Source organism: Brevibacillus sp. NPDC058079, from assembly GCF_042885155.1.
In the GTDB taxonomy this organism is placed as follows: domain Bacteria; phylum Bacillota; class Bacilli; order Brevibacillales; family Brevibacillaceae; genus Brevibacillus.
Genome location: NZ_JBHVSO010000004.1, coordinates 289,025 through 305,656, shown reverse-complemented (window position 1 = coordinate 305,656; position 16,632 = coordinate 289,025). Strand labels below are relative to the sequence as shown.

13 protein-coding genes are annotated in these 16,632 nt (G+C 49.0%); 6 read left to right on the top strand and 7 right to left on the bottom strand.

Going from position 1 to position 16,632, the window contains the following annotated elements:
• Positions 1-330 precede the first annotated feature (330 nt).
• From ACFVS2_RS14670 to ACFVS2_RS14660, 3 genes are read left to right on the top strand one after another with little or no spacing between them, the layout of a single operon-like run.
• Positions 331-2,739, top strand: coding sequence for a 3-hydroxyacyl-CoA dehydrogenase/enoyl-CoA hydratase family protein (locus ACFVS2_RS14670; RefSeq protein WP_390235014.1), 2,409 nt, complete (start codon positions 331-333; stop codon positions 2,737-2,739).
• Between the two features lie 18 nt (positions 2,740-2,757).
• A complete protein-coding gene (locus tag ACFVS2_RS14665) occupies positions 2,758-3,936 on the top strand; it encodes an acetyl-CoA C-acetyltransferase (protein WP_390235012.1) in 1,179 nt (392 codons plus the stop codon).
• Between the two features lie 26 nt (positions 3,937-3,962).
• On the top strand, positions 3,963-5,741 hold the full coding sequence (locus tag ACFVS2_RS14660) for an acyl-CoA dehydrogenase family protein (protein WP_390235009.1): 1,779 nt from the start codon (positions 3,963-3,965) through the stop codon (positions 5,739-5,741).
• A 55-nt stretch (positions 5,742-5,796) separates the two neighbouring features.
• On the opposite strand, the gene ACFVS2_RS14655 is transcribed toward ACFVS2_RS14660, so the two are convergent.
• The 3 genes from ACFVS2_RS14655 to ACFVS2_RS14645 are packed head-to-tail and all read right to left on the bottom strand — an operon-like array spanning position 5,797 to position 9,629.
• Entirely contained in the window at positions 5,797-6,948 is a 1,152-nt protein-coding gene (locus ACFVS2_RS14655; protein ID WP_390235006.1) for a Ger(x)C family spore germination protein, read from the bottom strand.
• A 1-nt stretch (position 6,949) separates the two neighbouring features.
• Positions 6,950-8,458 (bottom strand): spore germination protein, encoded by a 1,509-nt coding sequence (locus tag ACFVS2_RS14650; RefSeq protein ID WP_390235002.1) that lies wholly within the window; start codon positions 8,456-8,458, stop codon positions 6,950-6,952.
• The gene (locus ACFVS2_RS14645) at positions 8,445-9,629 is read right to left on the bottom strand and encodes an endospore germination permease (protein ID WP_390234999.1); all 1,185 of its coding nucleotides are present in this window, start codon (positions 9,627-9,629) and stop codon (positions 8,445-8,447) included. The genes ACFVS2_RS14650 and ACFVS2_RS14645 overlap by 14 nt, the downstream gene beginning before the upstream one ends.
• Positions 9,630-9,693: 64 nt before the next feature.
• On the opposite strand from ACFVS2_RS14645, the gene ACFVS2_RS14640 reads away from it, so the two are divergent.
• Genes ACFVS2_RS14640 through ACFVS2_RS14630 form a run of 3 tightly spaced genes read left to right on the top strand, consistent with a single transcriptional unit; the run spans position 9,694 to position 13,450 of the window.
• The gene (locus ACFVS2_RS14640; protein WP_390234996.1) at positions 9,694-11,238 is read left to right on the top strand and encodes a spore germination protein; all 1,545 of its coding nucleotides are present in this window, start codon (positions 9,694-9,696) and stop codon (positions 11,236-11,238) included.
• A complete protein-coding gene (locus ACFVS2_RS14635) occupies positions 11,238-12,338 on the top strand; it encodes a GerAB/ArcD/ProY family transporter (protein WP_390234994.1) in 1,101 nt (366 codons plus the stop codon). The genes ACFVS2_RS14640 and ACFVS2_RS14635 overlap by 1 nt, the downstream gene beginning before the upstream one ends.
• Entirely contained in the window at positions 12,335-13,450 is a 1,116-nt protein-coding gene (locus ACFVS2_RS14630; protein WP_390234992.1) for a Ger(x)C family spore germination protein, read from the top strand. The genes ACFVS2_RS14635 and ACFVS2_RS14630 overlap by 4 nt, the downstream gene beginning before the upstream one ends.
• Positions 13,451-13,502: 52 nt before the next feature.
• Here ACFVS2_RS14630 and ACFVS2_RS14625 read toward each other — a convergent pair whose 3' ends face one another.
• The 4 genes from ACFVS2_RS14625 to ACFVS2_RS14610 are packed head-to-tail and all read right to left on the bottom strand — an operon-like array spanning position 13,503 to position 16,568.
• Positions 13,503-14,015, bottom strand: coding sequence for a 1,2-dihydroxy-3-keto-5-methylthiopentene dioxygenase (locus tag ACFVS2_RS14625; protein ID WP_390234991.1), 513 nt, complete (start codon positions 14,013-14,015; stop codon positions 13,503-13,505).
• Positions 14,016-14,028: 13 nt separating this feature from the next.
• Positions 14,029-14,685, bottom strand: coding sequence for a methylthioribulose 1-phosphate dehydratase (locus ACFVS2_RS14620; RefSeq protein ID WP_064201529.1), 657 nt, complete (start codon positions 14,683-14,685; stop codon positions 14,029-14,031).
• 3 nt (positions 14,686-14,688) lie between these two features.
• On the bottom strand, positions 14,689-15,357 hold the full coding sequence (locus tag ACFVS2_RS14615) for a 2-hydroxy-3-keto-5-methylthiopentenyl-1-phosphate phosphatase (RefSeq protein ID WP_390234989.1): 669 nt from the start codon (positions 15,355-15,357) through the stop codon (positions 14,689-14,691).
• The gene (locus tag ACFVS2_RS14610; protein ID WP_390234987.1) at positions 15,354-16,568 is read right to left on the bottom strand and encodes a 2,3-diketo-5-methylthiopentyl-1-phosphate enolase; all 1,215 of its coding nucleotides are present in this window, start codon (positions 16,566-16,568) and stop codon (positions 15,354-15,356) included. The genes ACFVS2_RS14615 and ACFVS2_RS14610 overlap by 4 nt, the downstream gene beginning before the upstream one ends.
• Positions 16,569-16,632 lie beyond the last annotated feature (64 nt).

The following is a 16,632-nucleotide window of genomic DNA, read 5'->3' as shown; positions in this document are numbered from 1 at the left end:
TGCCCCTTTTCTTTTCTTTCGTGAAGTGACGATTGCAACTGACAGAATTTTCGATTACAATAAAAACTGAACGGTGATTCAGTTGGTGGGAGCGTAGCATCTCCGGGCATGTAACACAGCCAAAACGTGGGATGTCATTTTTTAACCCACATACTGAATGAGCATTCATTCAACGGGAGACATGTGCTGATGTACACAGGAATATCTATGGAGAAAGTAGAAGTTTTAAAAATGCTCTGCTAGTCTGAATATTAGGTATTCACTGTTGTGAGGCCATTCTTTTGACCATGAATAAGCCATGACTAGGTTTTTAAAAAGGAGGATTTGGAGATGGAACGCAAAATTCGCAAGGCGGCAGTTCTCGGTTCAGGCGTCATGGGCGCTGGGATCGCAGCACATTTAGCCAACGTCGGTATTCCCACTTATTTACTGGACATCGTGCCGCGTGAATTGACAGCAGAAGAGAGTAACAAAGGACTTATTTTGTCTGATAGCGTGGTGAAAAACCGGATAGCACAAGCGGGCCGTGACCGACTTTTGAAGGAGAAGCCGGCGCCGCTCTACGATAAAAAGAACATCGACCTGATTACAGTTGGTAACTTCGAAGACCATCTCTCTTGCTTGTGCGAGGTTGATTGGATTATTGAGGTAGTTGTCGAGAACATCGAGGTGAAGAAAAGCGTCTTCGCTATGGTAGAAGCGCATCGCAAGCCAGGGACAATCGTGTCTTCCAATACGTCCGGTGTTTCTATCAACGAAATGGCAGAGGGACGCTCTGATGACTTCCGCAAGCATTTCCTCGGCACACACTTTTTTAACCCACCGCGCTACTTGAAACTGTTGGAGCTGATCCCAGGTCTAGATACAGACCCGCAAGTCATCTCTTTCATGAAGCATTTTGGTGAGCATGTGCTCGGAAAAGGAATGGTTGTTTGCAAGGATACGCCTAACTTCATCGCTAATCGCATCGGTACATATGGATTGCAGGTTTCGATCCACGAAATGGTGCGACTGGGGCTTGGGGTAGATGAGGTAGATGCGTTGACAGGACCAGTCATCGGCCGTCCGAAGAGCGCTACGTTCCGCACACTCGATGTCGTCGGACTTGATACGTACGTGCATGTGGCGGGTAACGTCAGGAACAAAAGCACGGATGAGCAGGAGCGCTCGGTTTTTGAAGTGCCGGAGTTCGTTCTGCAAATGGTGGAGAAAAGATGGATCGGCCAAAAGGCTGGTCAAGGCTTTTTCAAGCAGGTGAAGACGGAGAAAGGCAAAGAGATTATGGCACTGTCGGTTGACACGCTGGAATACCGACCAAGTGTGAGGCCGAAGTTCGCTTCCCTCGAAACAGCCAAAACAGCCAAGACATTGCCTGAGAAGTTGAGAGCGCTCGTATACGGCAAGGACAAGGGCAGTGAGTTTGTCTGGAGTGTTTTCAAAAAGGTACTGCTGTACTCTGCTGAAAAGGCTCATGAGATCGCAGAAGATATCGTCTCTGTTGACCAGGCCATGAAGTGGGGCTTCGGCTGGGAGATGGGGCCGTTCGAAACATGGGATGCCATCGGTCTCGAAAAGTCAGTGGCAAAAATGCGTGAGGAAAACGAGAAGATTCCGGCACTCGTCGAGGAGCTGCTCGCGAGTGGGAAAACCTCCTTCTACCAAAAAGAGCAAGGGAAGCGCAGCGTGTTTTCCATCGGAGGCATCTACAAAGACGTCGAAGAGAGCAAGGAAAACATCAACTTGGCAGCACTTAAGGAGCAAGGCAAGCTGATCAAGAAAAATGCGGGTGCTGCCTTGATCGATTTGGGCGATGGAGTCGCATGTCTGGAATTCACCTCCCCGCACAATGCACTTGGGATGGATGTCTTGAACATGGCAAGTCAGGCGGCAGAGGAAGTGCAAAAGAACTTCGCCGGTCTGGTTATCGGTAATCAAGGTAAAAACTTCTGCGTCGGGATGAATCTCGCAATGGCGTTGATGGAAGCACAGGATGAGAATTGGCTGGAGCTCGACATGCTCGTCACGAATTTCCACAAAACAGCACGGGCACTGCGCTATATGCATCGTCCAGTCGTCGCAGCACCGTTCGGCATGACGCTGGGCGGCGGTGTCGAGGTGGTCTATCTTGCGGATCGTGTACAGGTATCGGCAGAGACGTACCTTGGACTGGTAGAGGTGGGAGTAGGGCTTCTGCCAGGTGGCGGAGGAACGAAGGAGATGCTGTTCCGAGCAATGGAAAACGTTCCAGAGGGAGGCAGCATGCCAGTTGATCCGTTCCCATTCGTTGCGAAGGCGTTTGAAGCCATTGCCATGGCAAAGGTATCAACGAGTGGTCAGGAAGCCATCAATCTGGGGTACTTGCGACCGACTGACCGCATCAGCGTGAATGCTGATCATCTGCTATACGATGCGAAGCAGCTGGTGCTTGCGATGGATAAAGAGGGCTACACGCCGCCAGCGCCACGCAAAATTCGCGTCATTGGAGAAACGGGTTATGCGAACCTGCGCCAAAATATTTATGCCATGAAGAAAAGCGGATATATTTCCGAGCATGATGAGCTGATTGCAAGCAAAGTTGCCTATGTCATGTCTGGTGGTAACGTGCCTGCGGGTACAGAAGTGACAGAAAGCTACATTCTGGAGCTGGAAAAGCAAGCGTTCCTCGAACTGATCAAGACACCGAAAAGCCAGCAACGGATGCAGCACATGCTGACCAAAAACAAGCCTTTGCGTAACTAGGGAGAGGGAGGGATAATGATGAGAGAAGCAGTTATTGTCGCGGGCGCCCGTACCGCTATCGGTAAATCGAAAAAAGGAAGTCTCAAGGATTTTCACCCAGTCGATATGGGAGCCACAGTTGTAAGCGACCTGTTGCGCCGCGTGCCACAGCTCGATCCGGCTGATATCGAGGATATTATCATGGGGACGGCTGTACCGGAAGCTGAGCAAGGCATGAATATGGCTCGCCTGATCGGACTGCGTGCCGGATTGCCGACAAATGTATCGGGAATCACGATCAATCGCTTTTGCTCCTCCGGTTTGCAGACGATTGCTTACGCTGCTCAGCAGATCATGGTCGGTAGCTCCGATGTAGTTGTCGCTGGCGGGGTAGAGAGCATGAGTCTGGTGCCAATGCTCGGTCACAAAATCGCACTCAATCCGACTTTGGTAGAAACGAAGCCAGAAGCGTACATGAGCATGGGTCATACGGCAGAAGAAGTAGCGAAGAGGTACAACATTTCTCGTGAGGATCAGGATGCTTTTGCTCTGCAAAGCCATCAGCGTGCAACGGCTGCGATTGCTTCAGGGAAATTCCAGGATGAAATCGTACCATTGACAGTCAAGCAGCATTTTGTAGATGAAGCTGGCAAGGTTCACGTCCAGGAACGTGTTTTCGACAAGGATGAAGGAGCGCGCTCGGACACGACGATGGAGGCACTCGCCAAGCTTAGGCCGGTCTTTCATGTGCAAGGTAGCGTAACAGCAGGAAACTCCTCGCAAACGAGCGACGGCGCGGCGGCAGTTCTCGTGATGTCTGCCGAAAAAGCAGCCGAGCTGGGTGTCGAGCCGATTGCCAAGTTCCGTTCCTTTACGGTTGGCGGCGTAGACCCTGATGTCATGGGGATTGGTCCGGTTGTCGCGATTCCAAAAGCATTGAAGCTAGCGGGAATCAGCTTGGAGGATGTCGATCTGTTTGAGTTAAACGAAGCGTTCGCTTCTCAATCGATTGCCGTCATTCGCGAGCTGGGACTCGATCCTGAAAAGGTCAATGTAAATGGTGGGGCAATCGCATTAGGGCATCCGCTCGGTTGCAGTGGTGCCAAGCTGACCGTCCAGCTTTTGAACGAAATGAAGCGCAGAGGCGGAAAATATGGAGTCGTTACGATGTGTATCGGTGGTGGAATGGGAGCAGCTGGCGTTTTTGAGATGATCTAATTTTAAAATAAGGGAGAGGGATAGTAATGGCAGAAACAAAAGATTTGATCCGCGGTGGAAGCTTTTTGATCGATGCAGGTTCAGCTGATGATGTATTCGTGCCAGAAGAATACACCGACGAGCAAAAGATGATTGCCAAGACGACGGAGGATTTCGTCAACAATGAAGTTCGTCCTCATCTGGAAGAGCTTGAAAACCACCAATTTGATATTTCGGTTCGTCTGTTGAAGGAAGCAGGGGAGCTCGGTCTGTTGGCTGGAGATGTTCCGGAGAAATACGAGGGACTGGGGCTGGATAAAGTCAGCACTGCACTCGTAACAGAGAAGTTCTCGCTGGCTCGCGGCTTTGCGCTCAGCTACGGCGCCCATGTCGGTATCGGGTCACTGCCGATCGTGTACTTTGGAAACGAGGAACAAAAACAGCGTTACCTGCCTGATCTGGCGTCTGGAAAACGAATCGCTGCCTACTGCCTGACAGAGCCAGGCTCTGGCTCAGATGCGCTGGGTGCGAAAACGACAGCGACTCTCTCCGCAGATGGCACGCACTATATTCTCAACGGAGAGAAGCAATGGATCACAAACGCTGGCTTTGCTGATGTGTTTATCGTATACGCGAAAATTGATGGCGAGAAATTTACAGCCTTTATCGTCGAGCGCACATTCCCAGGTGTTTCGTTTGGACCGGAAGAGAAGAAGATGGGGATCAAATGCTCCTCAACACGCACGGTTATTTTGCAAGATGTACCTGTGCCGGTAGACAATCTACTCGGTGAGCCTGGAAAAGGTCACGTGATCGCGTTCAACATCTTGAACGTTGGTCGTTACAAGCTCGCGGTGGGCGCAGTCGGCTCCGCGAAAAAAGCGGTGGAACTCGCGACAAACTACGCAAAAGAGCGTAAGCAGTTCAAAACGCCAATTGCCAACTTTACCTTAATCAAAAACAAACTGGCGAACATGGCAGTGAAAACGTATGCGGCTGAAAGCTCCGTCTATCGGACGGTGGGTCTGTTCGATACAGCGCTGACTCGCTTGGGTGAAAAAGCGGATGATGGCGCGGAGGTTGCGAAGGCGATTGCTGATTATGCAATCGAATGCTCGATCAATAAAGTATTTGCCACTGAGGTTTTAGATTACTGCGTGGACGAAGGCGTGCAAATCCACGGTGGATACGGCTTTATGTCCGAGTATGAGATCGAGAACATGTACCGTGACTCTCGGATTAACCGTATTTTCGAGGGAACGAACGAAATCAACCGCATGCTCATCCCAGATACGCTCGTGAAAAAGGCGATGAAAGGCGAACTGCCGCTCATGCAAGCAGCAAGCAGTCTGCAAGCAGATCTGATGAGCTATTATCCAGAAGAGATTGAAGATGCACCATTGGCTATGGAGAAGCATCTGATCAACATCACACGCAAAATCATTTTGATGGTGGCTGGTTCTGCGTTGATGAAATACCAACAAGCGATGTCCAAAGAACAGGAACTCTTGGCATTCGCGGCTGACATGCTGATCGAGCTGTATGCAATGGACAGCATCGTGAAGCGGACAGAGAAAGCAATGGCGGCAAATGGCCTCGAAGCCGAGCAGCAAAAGCTGGAAATGACCGCTGTGTATGTGCATGAGGCATTCGATCGTATCGAAGGCTGGGCGAAGGAAGCATTGGCGACAATGGAAGAGGGCGACGAGCTTCGTCTGCGCCTCTCGATCCTGAAAAAGCTGACCCGCCGCACGCCGATCAACACGGTGGCACTCAAACGTTCAATTGCGGATCGTGTGATCGAAGCGGGAGCATATTTGGTGTAGTTCATAATAAAAGACGAAAAAAGGAGCAAAGCTCAATGCTTTGCTCCTTTCCCATTTAACGCACTTGCTTCACCTTTGATATCCCGCCATCGTGAATCGTCACTTTGACATTCACCGCCCCCAGAGAAGATGGCTGAAGCGGTAGTGCTCCATTTTGCTGCATTCGTTTCCATTCTTGTGGATATTTGCGATAAAGGGTGTGACCGAGCTGTAGCGTGTCCATCTGCTGCTTCCGACCTTTTTCGTACAGCCCCCGAATCTCCTCTTCGATTTTTTTCGCAGCTTCTTTCTCGATTTCCCGAACGGGGCTTATGTGCTGGTATTGTGGCATGAAAGCCAGCATCTCCACATCAATCTGAAACGTGACTTGATTGTCTCGCAACAGTGGCTGCATCTTTACTTTGGGTTTTAGCAGGACGAGATTTGCCAGAGGTTGCTTGCCCTTTTTTACGGTCAGTAACGATCGATTGGTGTGTTCGTCTAACCAGCGCAATCCGAGCAGCTCAGAGCGCGGCCAGCATCCCTTGACCTCCTTGTTTTGCAGCATGCAGGCACCCGTTGTTTTTAGCTGGGGTAAGGGTTTGTTGTCCTCCGACCAGGTCTTTCTGTTAATGGAGAGCATTGGCAAATAGACGACCTTGTTGGGCTCATCTCTTTTGCTGACAAATTGAAACAGCTTCATCGGGTAAATCACCGAGTTTTGCTTGTGAAGATCCTGTGGATTGGACAATTGCGAGTAAATGACAGGCTGGTTGAAGACTTGCTTAGGCGTAAGAATATCCATTAGTGGATCTTTGGTCGCATACGTCCAGATCGTGTAACGAAATTCGTAAAACCGATCAAGCTCATCGATGACTTGATCGAGAAGCGGGCGTTTCAGTACTTGTTCACTGAGAACAAGTGAGCGAATATGACTCCAAGTCATTTGCTCCTGATTCGCGGGATACAGACTAAAGAGGGCGCTCACAAAAGAATCGCCGCTTCCTTTTGCAATGGCTACCCCGCTCGCAGATCGTTCTCCTCCCGCTTCTTGTTTGGCGATGGTAGAGAAGCTCAATATTTGGGCGTATACCTCGAATTTATTGTCCACATAATCGACCCCAAGCGCATTGACATAGAGCAGATTCTCAATTTCACGCGCATTCCAGCAGCCGCTTAGCAGGAGTGGGAGGAGGATGATGACAGCCATTGCGCGGATGCGAGCCATGTCAGGAGCCCTTCCTTTTTTCAGGATTATGCAGGAATTCAGGGCCTTTCTCCACTTTGCGCCATGGTGTGCGGAACAGCGTTTTATACAAGTCATGCCAAGAGGTCGGCGCAAGCGGCGACAGATAGTAAACGCCAAAGGAGCGCATGTTGGAAAAGAACAGAACCATTGCCAGTAGCGACATCATGAAGCCAAACATCCCGAGAAGTGAGCATAAGAGCAATATCCCGAACCGAAACAGTGTGACCGACGAGACGATATGCTGATTGGATAACGTAAAGGTAGCCATTACGGAAAGTGCGACAATGACAAGACTGCCTGTGGAGGTCAAACCAGCCGATATCGCTGCCTGTCCGACGATGAGGCCACCTACAACAGACAGCGTTTGACCGATGGACAGAGGAAGGCGCAAACCAGCCTCCTTGAATAGATCAAACAAGAGCACCATGAGCAAAACCTCCAAGGCAGCTGGCAATGGAACACCTTGTCTCGATTTGACGATGGTGGCAATGAGTGTATAGGGAAGCTGTTCTTGATGATACGTAATGAGTCCGACCCAAAAGCCGGGTAAAAAAAGGGCCATGATGACACAGGCGAGTCGCAGAATCCGAACAAATACGACGGAAAAAACAGAGGAGCTGGTATCTTCAGCAGCGTTTAGCAGCATGAAAAAGTTAACGGGACCAATGAGCGCAATGGGAGAGCCATCAACCAAAACGGCAAATCGTCCCTTTAACAGGGCATTTACCACATAATCGGGTCTTCCCGTGTATTGAAACTCTGGCAAAAGAGTAAAGGGCGATCGAGATAATCTTTCTTCTATTTGCATACCACTAATGATGCCTTTGCTATCAAGAGAGTTCATTCTGTCTTGAATTTCCTTCAACAACTGCGGGTCGATTTGGTCCTGCAAATATAACAAACCAACACGCGTATGCGTGTGGCTGCCGATGATATACGGGACGAATTTTAATTGATACGTCCGCAGCCGTTTACGGATGAGTCCCAGATTCGTATTAATTTCTTCTGTAAAGCCATCTCGGGGGCCGCTAATTGATGCATCCGTATTCGTTTCCTCGGGCTCGCGCCTAGGAGGATTGCCAGTCTCCACATAATAGACTGCTTGAATGTCTTCAAACACTAGCAACAAATTTCCGGAAAAAACGTGCCTGCATATCCAATCAACATTCGTCGGCTGCGTCAGCTCATTCATGAAAAAGAGCCGTTTCTCAAATAACTCTTCTGCATCGAGAATGTCTTCGTTGACAAAAAGCTGAATGAGCTGTGGCATCAAGTACTCACTGATGTGATTTAAATCGCAAATGCAGTCGGCGTAGATAAAATGCACGCGAGTGGGAGAGCGTCCTGGGACAAGCGTGTGTGTATCGATGCATACGTCATTGCAGCTTTCAAACAAATCTTGAAACGCCTGTACAGAAATCGAGGGCAATTCTTTAACGGCTGATGCTGGCGTATACCCTTTGACCTTGGCAAACCTACGATTCTTCATGTTGTTTCCTCCTAGGGGCGAAGGCTGTCAAGAGAGCAAAAACGACGGAAAGAGACAGGGCCAATACCAAAAGACTAGGCATAATCTGTTTCGATAAAAGGCTGTAATATTGAATCGCACTTATCGGATAGAGGGAGAGGGCAGATGAGAAGAAAAAGAGCCCGATCAACCACCAAATCCGTTTCTTCCCATAAGGAATCATCAGAATCTCTACAATGAGCAAAAGCGAGAGAGAAATTCGCGTAAAGGCACCGCTAAACCATTGGTATATGCTCAGGAAATCGAGATGCTCGATATACAGGCCAATATTGGCGAGTCGCCATTCTTCATAGGCAGGATAGCGCAATTTTCCGGCTTTATCAGGTCCGAATTCTACGATTGCTCCTAAGGTTGGGCCGAATGTCAGGCCAATCATGACAAACGCCAAAATGAATAGTTGATAGTACGGCACTTTGGATTGAAGGTGATGTTTCAAAAATAAAAAGAGGAGCAGCTCGACAAAGCCTGTGCCCGCATACATCATTCCCTTTAAAACAGGGGGCATCCCATTTTCCATGATGGGGAGGAGAAGACTGTAATCCTTGTTTGGAAAGTTGGTAGACATGACGAAAAATCCTAAAAGCACGACGAATGGCAAAAGAACAGATGAGGTAATAGCGATAGAGCGGATTCCAAACATGGCATTTACGAGACACAGGACTGCAAACAAAATCGTATGTACCTCCAGTGGTGTTTCTGGAGCAAACGATAAATTGATCCAGGTAATTGTATCGGTCATCGTCATGGTAGCGATTGCGAAGCAGTAGACACATGTCAGTAGCGCCAAAACGAAATACAGAGGGAAGCCGTAAGTCTTTTTCATCCACTGGAACAGATGCTCATTCTCTGTTTTTTTATAGACCGTATAGAGTAAACCAGTCCACAACAAGTAAAGCAGCCCAGCTAACAAAACTGAGATCCAGGAGTCTCTTTTGGCCGAATCTAGCATCATCGGAATGACGATGACATGGTTCATCAATCCGTTGGTTAAAAGCAGCATGACGACGATTTGTGTAAAAGATAATCCGTTTTTCATGATTTCCCCGCCAAAGTAATCTCGTACTCCCAACAGTATTTGCAGGGCGTTGGGATTTATTCGATTCAGCGGCAGAATGTGCCAAGTCGCATGCATATTTTGGGAAGCTCTCACGAACGCTAATGGAACATACTTCGTAAAAGGGCGGGAGCTGTAGGAGATGGCGATGAGAGGGTGGCTGAGAAGAAAAAAGACATCTGTCAAAGACAGGATGAGCCACTCGAGTGAGCCTATCCGTGTTCGGGAGATCAGTGAACGATTAAGTGATAACCTTGCGGAGCTAAATGCGATTTTCACGCTGACACCCGATTTGGTCATTCGAACGTTTGCGTGCCAGCATATAGAGGGCATGGTTACACTCGTCTACTTGAATGGCTTGGTTGACAAAAACTCGATTAACAACAATGTGCTTCGTCCACTTTTGTCACATCCAGCGGGTGAGAAATCGAGTGTTTTTGACCTGTTATCTGTCGGAAAGGTATCAGTTGCCTACGACTTTCGGAAAGTAGAAACCGAGATTTTGCTTGGGAGCAGTCTTTTATTTATCGAGGGTCGAAAAGAAGTGCTTGTGATCGAAACGAATGGATGGCCGCAGCGGGCGATAGAAGACCCGCAGTTGGAGGCTGCGCTGAAGGGCGGACACCAAGGGTTTGTCGAAACGGACACGCATAACATTGCCCTCATTCGCCGCTATATTCCCAACCGTGAAATGAAAATAAAAGAAATGTGGTTAGGAGAAAGAGGCCTTTCAAAGCTTTCGATCATCTATTTGGCTGATGTGGCGAATCCGGAAATATTACAGGAGCTGGAAGATCGGCTCAAGAGCATCAAGGTTGACTCGATTCTCAATGCGTCTGAACTGGAGGAGTATATCGAGGATAATCCTTACTCTCTGTTTCCTCAGTTTTTGACTTCAGAACGGCCAGATACAGTCGCCTCTCACATCTTGCAAGGGAAGATTGTCGTCGTTGTCGATCGCTCTCCAAGCGTATTAATCGGTCCGGCTACTTTCGTTTCCTTTTTTCAAAACGTTGACGATTACGGTACGCGCTGGCCAGTTGCTACGTTCATCCGCTTGCTTCGGTACTTGGCATTCTTGATTGCTACTTTTTTACCCGCGATTTATATTGCGGTGATTTCTTTCAATTATGAGGTGATCCCACTCGATTTGATTTTGTCAGTCGGAGAGTCCCGCGAAAAGGTTCCATTCCCTCCCTTGTTAGAGGCATTCATTATGGAGCTCACACTGGAAATGCTCAGGGAATCGGGGATTCGCTTGCCAGCGCCTATCGGACAGACCGTCGGTATCGTAGGGGGTATCGTGATCGGTCAAGCGGTCGTACAAGCGGGGATTGTAAGCAACATTATGGTGATCGTCGTTGCATTTACAGCGATCTCATCCTTTATTATCCCGAACTACGATATGGCTTCGGCAGTCAGGCTTATTCGTTTTTTGATGATGATACTTGCTGCCATGTTTGGGTTCGTTGGAATTATTGTTGGCTTAATGGCACTGATCGGCCATTTGGTTACGCTGGAATCATTAGGCGTTCCTTATGGAAGCCCTCTGGCCCCTGTGCGTTTTGGAGATTGGAAAGATTTGTTTGTCCGCCTGCCACTATGGAAAATGAAAGATCGTCCCCTGTCAGCCCACACGATTGAGGAGCAAAGACAAGGGGATAATCGGCCAAGGGAGGACGGGTGATGAAAAAGTATACGTACAACCAATTGAGCATCCTCCAGTACATTCTCCTCATTCATGGGGCACAAGTGGGGATCGGAGTATTGACGATTCCCAGAGAATTGGCGGAGAAGGCGAGCACCGATGGATGGATATCGCTTTTGATTGGATGGCTTGCGGCAACGCTAGTCAGTCTCGTCATCACGAACATGATGAAGCAGTACCCGGAGAAGACAATTATCGATATATTTCCATTGATCCTGGGCAAGTGGCTCGGTCGTGTCGCTATTGCTTTGATGTCCATTTATTGCGGGATAGCGGCGTTCGTTTTGATGATAAATGCCACGGGAATCATTAATGTGTGGCTCCTGTCTCAGACACCGGCCTATGTCGTCGTATTCCTTTTTGCTCTGCCGACCTATCTTGTTCTCCAGGGAGGGGTTCGCGCGATTGGAAGGTACGCCGAGCTCGTGTTCTATCTTACACTTTGGATACCTTTTGTTCTCACGACAGCTTACCGAGAGGTTCATTGGTTAAACTTGCTGCCAGTAATCAAGGAGGGCTGGCACCCGATATGGGAAGCGAGCAAATCCACGGTACTCTCGTTTCTTGGTTTTGAGTTTGGTTATTTTGCCTACCCTTTTCTTCAAAAAAAGCAATATGCGACTATCGGCATTGTCGTTGCGAATACATTGACATTGCTCGTGTATCTGTCTGTCGCTGTCGTTTGCTTTGCTTACTTTAGCCCCGATGAAATCACGGAGTATACATGGCCTACGCTCAATTTATGGAAAGCCATTGAGTTCCGCTTTTTGGAACGTGTCGATATTCTTTTTCTCTCTAGTTATTTGTTTATATTGTCAACCACTGCTTTGCCGTACACTTATTTTTGTGTCTTTTCATCCAGTCAGTTATTCGGCATGAAGGATCATCGCAAGCATTTGCGTCTGTTCCTTCTTCTGGTTCCAGTGGCGCTATGGTTTTATACGCCATCCTTTATCGATCTGAAGAAATCGGCAGAAATTTGGAGCTATGCAGGCTTGTGCTTTGCTTATGTGCTTCCTTTACTAGCTTGGGGGCCGATCAGGCTTTCGAAACGAGCAGAAGGGGTGAAAAAAGCATGAGGGCATTTCAGATTCTGTTATGTAGCTTCCTGGTAATCATGTTGGCGGGATGCAAGGACCAGATCAATTTGGAGGATACCACTTTAACGCTGATGCTCGGAATCGATTTGAACGAAAAAAACGAGCTTCTCTATTTTATCTCAAGCCCCGTGTTCAATCGGGAGGCAAAGGAAAAATCTGAGCAATACGGTATCCGGTCATCTACAATTAGAGAGGCAAGAATGGGCTTTGATGAGCGAGTGACAGGCTTGACCCAACCAGGCAAGATTCAGGTGCTTGTAATGGGGAAAAAGCTGCTGGCTCACCCGGACTGGTTTCGGTTGCTGGATGTCGTTTTTCGGGATGCAAAGTTCAGTGTCAACGCCCGCATGGCTGTGCTTGATGGTCGATTGAATGAGTTGTTTGATTATAAACCAAAGGACAAGCCTCGTCTGTCCATTCATGTAACAACGCTGATTGACACAGCCAATAACAGAAATCTGACGGTAAAAACGAGGGCGCAGGAGCTCCATCGGCAAATGTATGAAAAAGGGATGACGCCTACCCTGACTGAGTTGAAGAAAGAAAAGAAGGCGGTCAAGGTAATGGGGACGGCTTTGTTAAAAGAAAATGGAACGTACGCAGGCTCGATAGAACCGCGGGATACGATTCTTTTGCAAATGTTTCTCCATGAAAAACAAGGGGAACTGTCCGTCACCATCCCGATTAAAGAGCCGAACGAGCACAATCAAATTGTGAAAGACAGGATCAGTTTTTTTATCAAGGGCGTCAAAAAAAAAGTAAAAACAACCTATCAGAACGGTCGATTTCATTTTGACGTTCATTTCAAATTGCGAGTGTCCGTATCGGAGCGAATGTTTCCGTACGACATGAAAAAGGACTACAAAAAGATGGAGCGAATGATCAGTGACGAGTTACAGAAGGATTACATGAAGTTAGTCAAGAAATGCCAGGAAAGCGGTGTAGACCCATTTGGGTTTGGTCTCTATGCGCGTGCCTATGAATATAAGGAATACAAAAAGGTAGAGGATGATTGGACGAAAGCCTTTTCCAATGCCACAGTTGAAATCAAGCCTGACGTATCGATTAAGGGAAATGGCGTCATAAAGTGAAGGGTGAAAGACAAAACCCCCTGGCAATCAGTAAATGCCAAGGGGTTCGTTATTAATAGATCGCTTCCCAGCCTGCAGGAGTGACGAACAGGCGAATCGCCTTGATTTTGCGGTCGTCCATCAGGGTGAAGTAGTGGCGGTAGTTCGGTGGTACGGAGATCAGATCGCCTGGCTCCAGCTCGACGTCGAAGTAGCGGTCATCTTTGCCTTTGATGGCGAAAATGCCGTGACCATCGACGCAGAAGCGGCACTCATCGTCGGTGTGGTGATGCTCGCCCTTGAATTTCACCAACAGCTCGTCGAGGTTAGGCGTTTTGTCAGAGAGGACGATAATGTCCGCTGTCAAGTAACCGCGACGTTGGCTGATCGCATCGATTTCTGGCTTGAAGGTGTCGAGAATCTCTTGTTTTTCCTCGTCTGTCGGGCTGTAGTTATCACGGTGCTTTGGATCAAGGCGATCCAAGCCCCATTTTTCGTAAATGATCTCTTGGGTGTCCAGGAAGGAGACAACTTCCTCGGGTGCTGAGATGTACTCATTGTTGTCGTGAAAACGAATTTGTGCCATCGTTTATTCCTCCTTAATTGGTGGTTGTAGTGGACACGACTGCTTGGCGCAATTGCAGCCAGCGGGCGTGATACTCGAATAGGAATTCAAAAGCTTCCAGGTGGCGCTTGGCCTCGAAGTCATTGCCGCCCCACGTGTAGATACCGTGGTTACGGATGAGTACACCGGGAACTTCTGGTGTGATCACTTTTTCAATTTCGGTAGCCAAGGTCGGAATATCGGCAAAGTTCTCAACAATCGGAACAGTAATGCGCGCGTTTTCTTCCCAGATTCCGAGTCCCTTGATCAGCTCTTGTCCTTGAATGGAGAAAGCGCGTTGTCCAAAGTACAGCTCGGAAATGAGGTTATTCCATACGGTATGCACGTGGAAGCAAGCCCCAGCCTTCGGGAACGTTTTGTAGACGACGGCGTGGATAAGCGTTTCCGCGGACGGCTTGAGAGCAGTTTCATCCACTGGACGTGAGTCTTGATCCACGACCAGATAATCTTCGGGAGACAGCTTGGTTTTGTCTTTGCCGCTTGCCGTTACGGCAAATTGCAAAGGATCGTTTTGTATTTTTATGGAGAGATTGCCACTGGTGCCGGGAAACCAGTCCCGGCGGGCAAATGTCAGCTTGGCGTCATCCAGACGGCGAAAGGCATCCAGACGTTGTTCGAGTGTTGCAGTCATGAATTAGACGACCTCCTGTTGGACGTGCTGTAAAATGCGAATCACATCGTGGAATGTGGCAAACTTACTATGCGGCAATTGCAGCTCTTCCGCCTTGTCAGCGAGGAAGTGACGGGCAATCACATAGTCAGCGATTTTGGCTCCAGCCAAATCAGTGATAGAGTCGCCGATGACGATACGGAAATGGTTCTCTGGATCGTAACGACGGATAATCGTCGTCTTGCACATGCCGCAGCCGTTCGTGCACTGTTCATCGCAAGCGTTTGGCCACGTAATGGTGATCCGCTCCCCGCTGAAATCACTGCCATTGCAGTAAATAGGCACATCGGAGAGATCAAAAGGTGCCAGGATAGGCTCCAGGAAAAAGTCGATGCCGCCACTCGTGATCAACAGCTCGATGCCTTCTTCGCGGCAATAGCTCACGAATTCAGCAAATCCCGGGCGAATCGTCGCTTCTTGGACAATAAAATCAATAATGTCCTGGCGCAAGGAGGAGGGCAAGAGTTGAAACAGCTTGCCAACCCCTTCTTGAACGCTTATTTTTTGCGAAAGGATTTGCTCCGTCAAGGCTTCCCACTCAGGGGGAGCAAACTTGCGGACAATCGCTACAATGTTGTCTTTTTCGGTAATCGTTCCGTCGAAATCGCAGAACAGGACGAGCTTCTTGCTCATCGTGCGCCACCCCACTTTTCCAAGGCGATCGCCAGCTCTTGTGATTCCGCGGCAGCTTCTTCCAATGTTCGGCCTGCGGTGACTGCATGAATTGCGGCAACGAATGCTTTCGCTCCTGCGGTTGCTCCACCGGGATGACCGTGGATTCCGCCTCCTGCATTGACGATTTGATCCAGACCGAAGTCTTTATACAGCTGTGGAACCAACCCTGGGTGAATGCCGGCAGACGGAACTGGGAAGGAACGGCGTACACCATTCAGTGGGTCAGTCAAATGCTTGGCGAGCTGCAACGCTTCTGTTTTGTCCAAGGCGACATTGCCATATGGAGATGGGAAGAGCACCAAATCTGCCCCAGCTACACGCATCAACGTTCCGAGCAGAAGCGGGGTGGCGATACCGTAGTCAGGTGATGGATAGTAAGCGCCTGCCAATGCTGGATGCGCCATGATCGGTACGTGTACATCAGGATCGGCTGCCAAACGGTGCAGGGCATCGAATCCAAAGGCCAGTACATTGAACAAGAGGCAGTCAGCACCTGCATCTACCGCACGTTTCGCTTTTTCGTTCAGCTCATGCACAGGTCCAGTCAGGTTGGCTGCATAAAGGACAGGCTTGCCTGTTTCGGCTTCTGTCTCCTGAGCGATCTGCTTGAACGCTTTGATCCGTTCGATAAAAGGAGCGCGCTCATCTGCAAAGAAGATTTCGTCATCTTTCACCAGATCGACTCCGCCCAAGGCTTGTGCCCGGAATTGCGTTTTCAGGTCGTCGAAAGGAAGGCCTAGGCACGATTTGAAAATGCTCATCAAGAGCGGACGGTTATGTGCCCCTAAACGTTCGCGCAGACCATCGATGCCGAACTTCGGTCCAGGAAAAGCCTGAAGGAATGAGTCGGGGAAAACGATGTCGATGAGCTTGATTTTGCCATCCATCGACAGTTTGCCGAATATTCCGGTCAACAAGGATGGAATGTCTGCTGTAAAATTGCGGGTCGGATAGCTGACGGTAATCAAACCGCGTGTTTCTCCGTTTTCCAGTGTTTCAAGTGGTGTCGCGCTCACGGCTTCACCGAGATACGGCGCTAGCTCAGCTTGCTTGGCAAGCGGCAGGTCCGTCCAGGAACCGACAGTCATGCCGACAGCAATGGCTTGCGCTTTCTTGTTCAAGTCTTTTGCTTGTGTGAGGTAGGTGACGAGGATACGTTGTTCACTCATGGTACGTCTCATCCTCCTTGAATGATTAAAAAAAGCCTCCCCATTGAGCGGGGAGGCGGTTGTC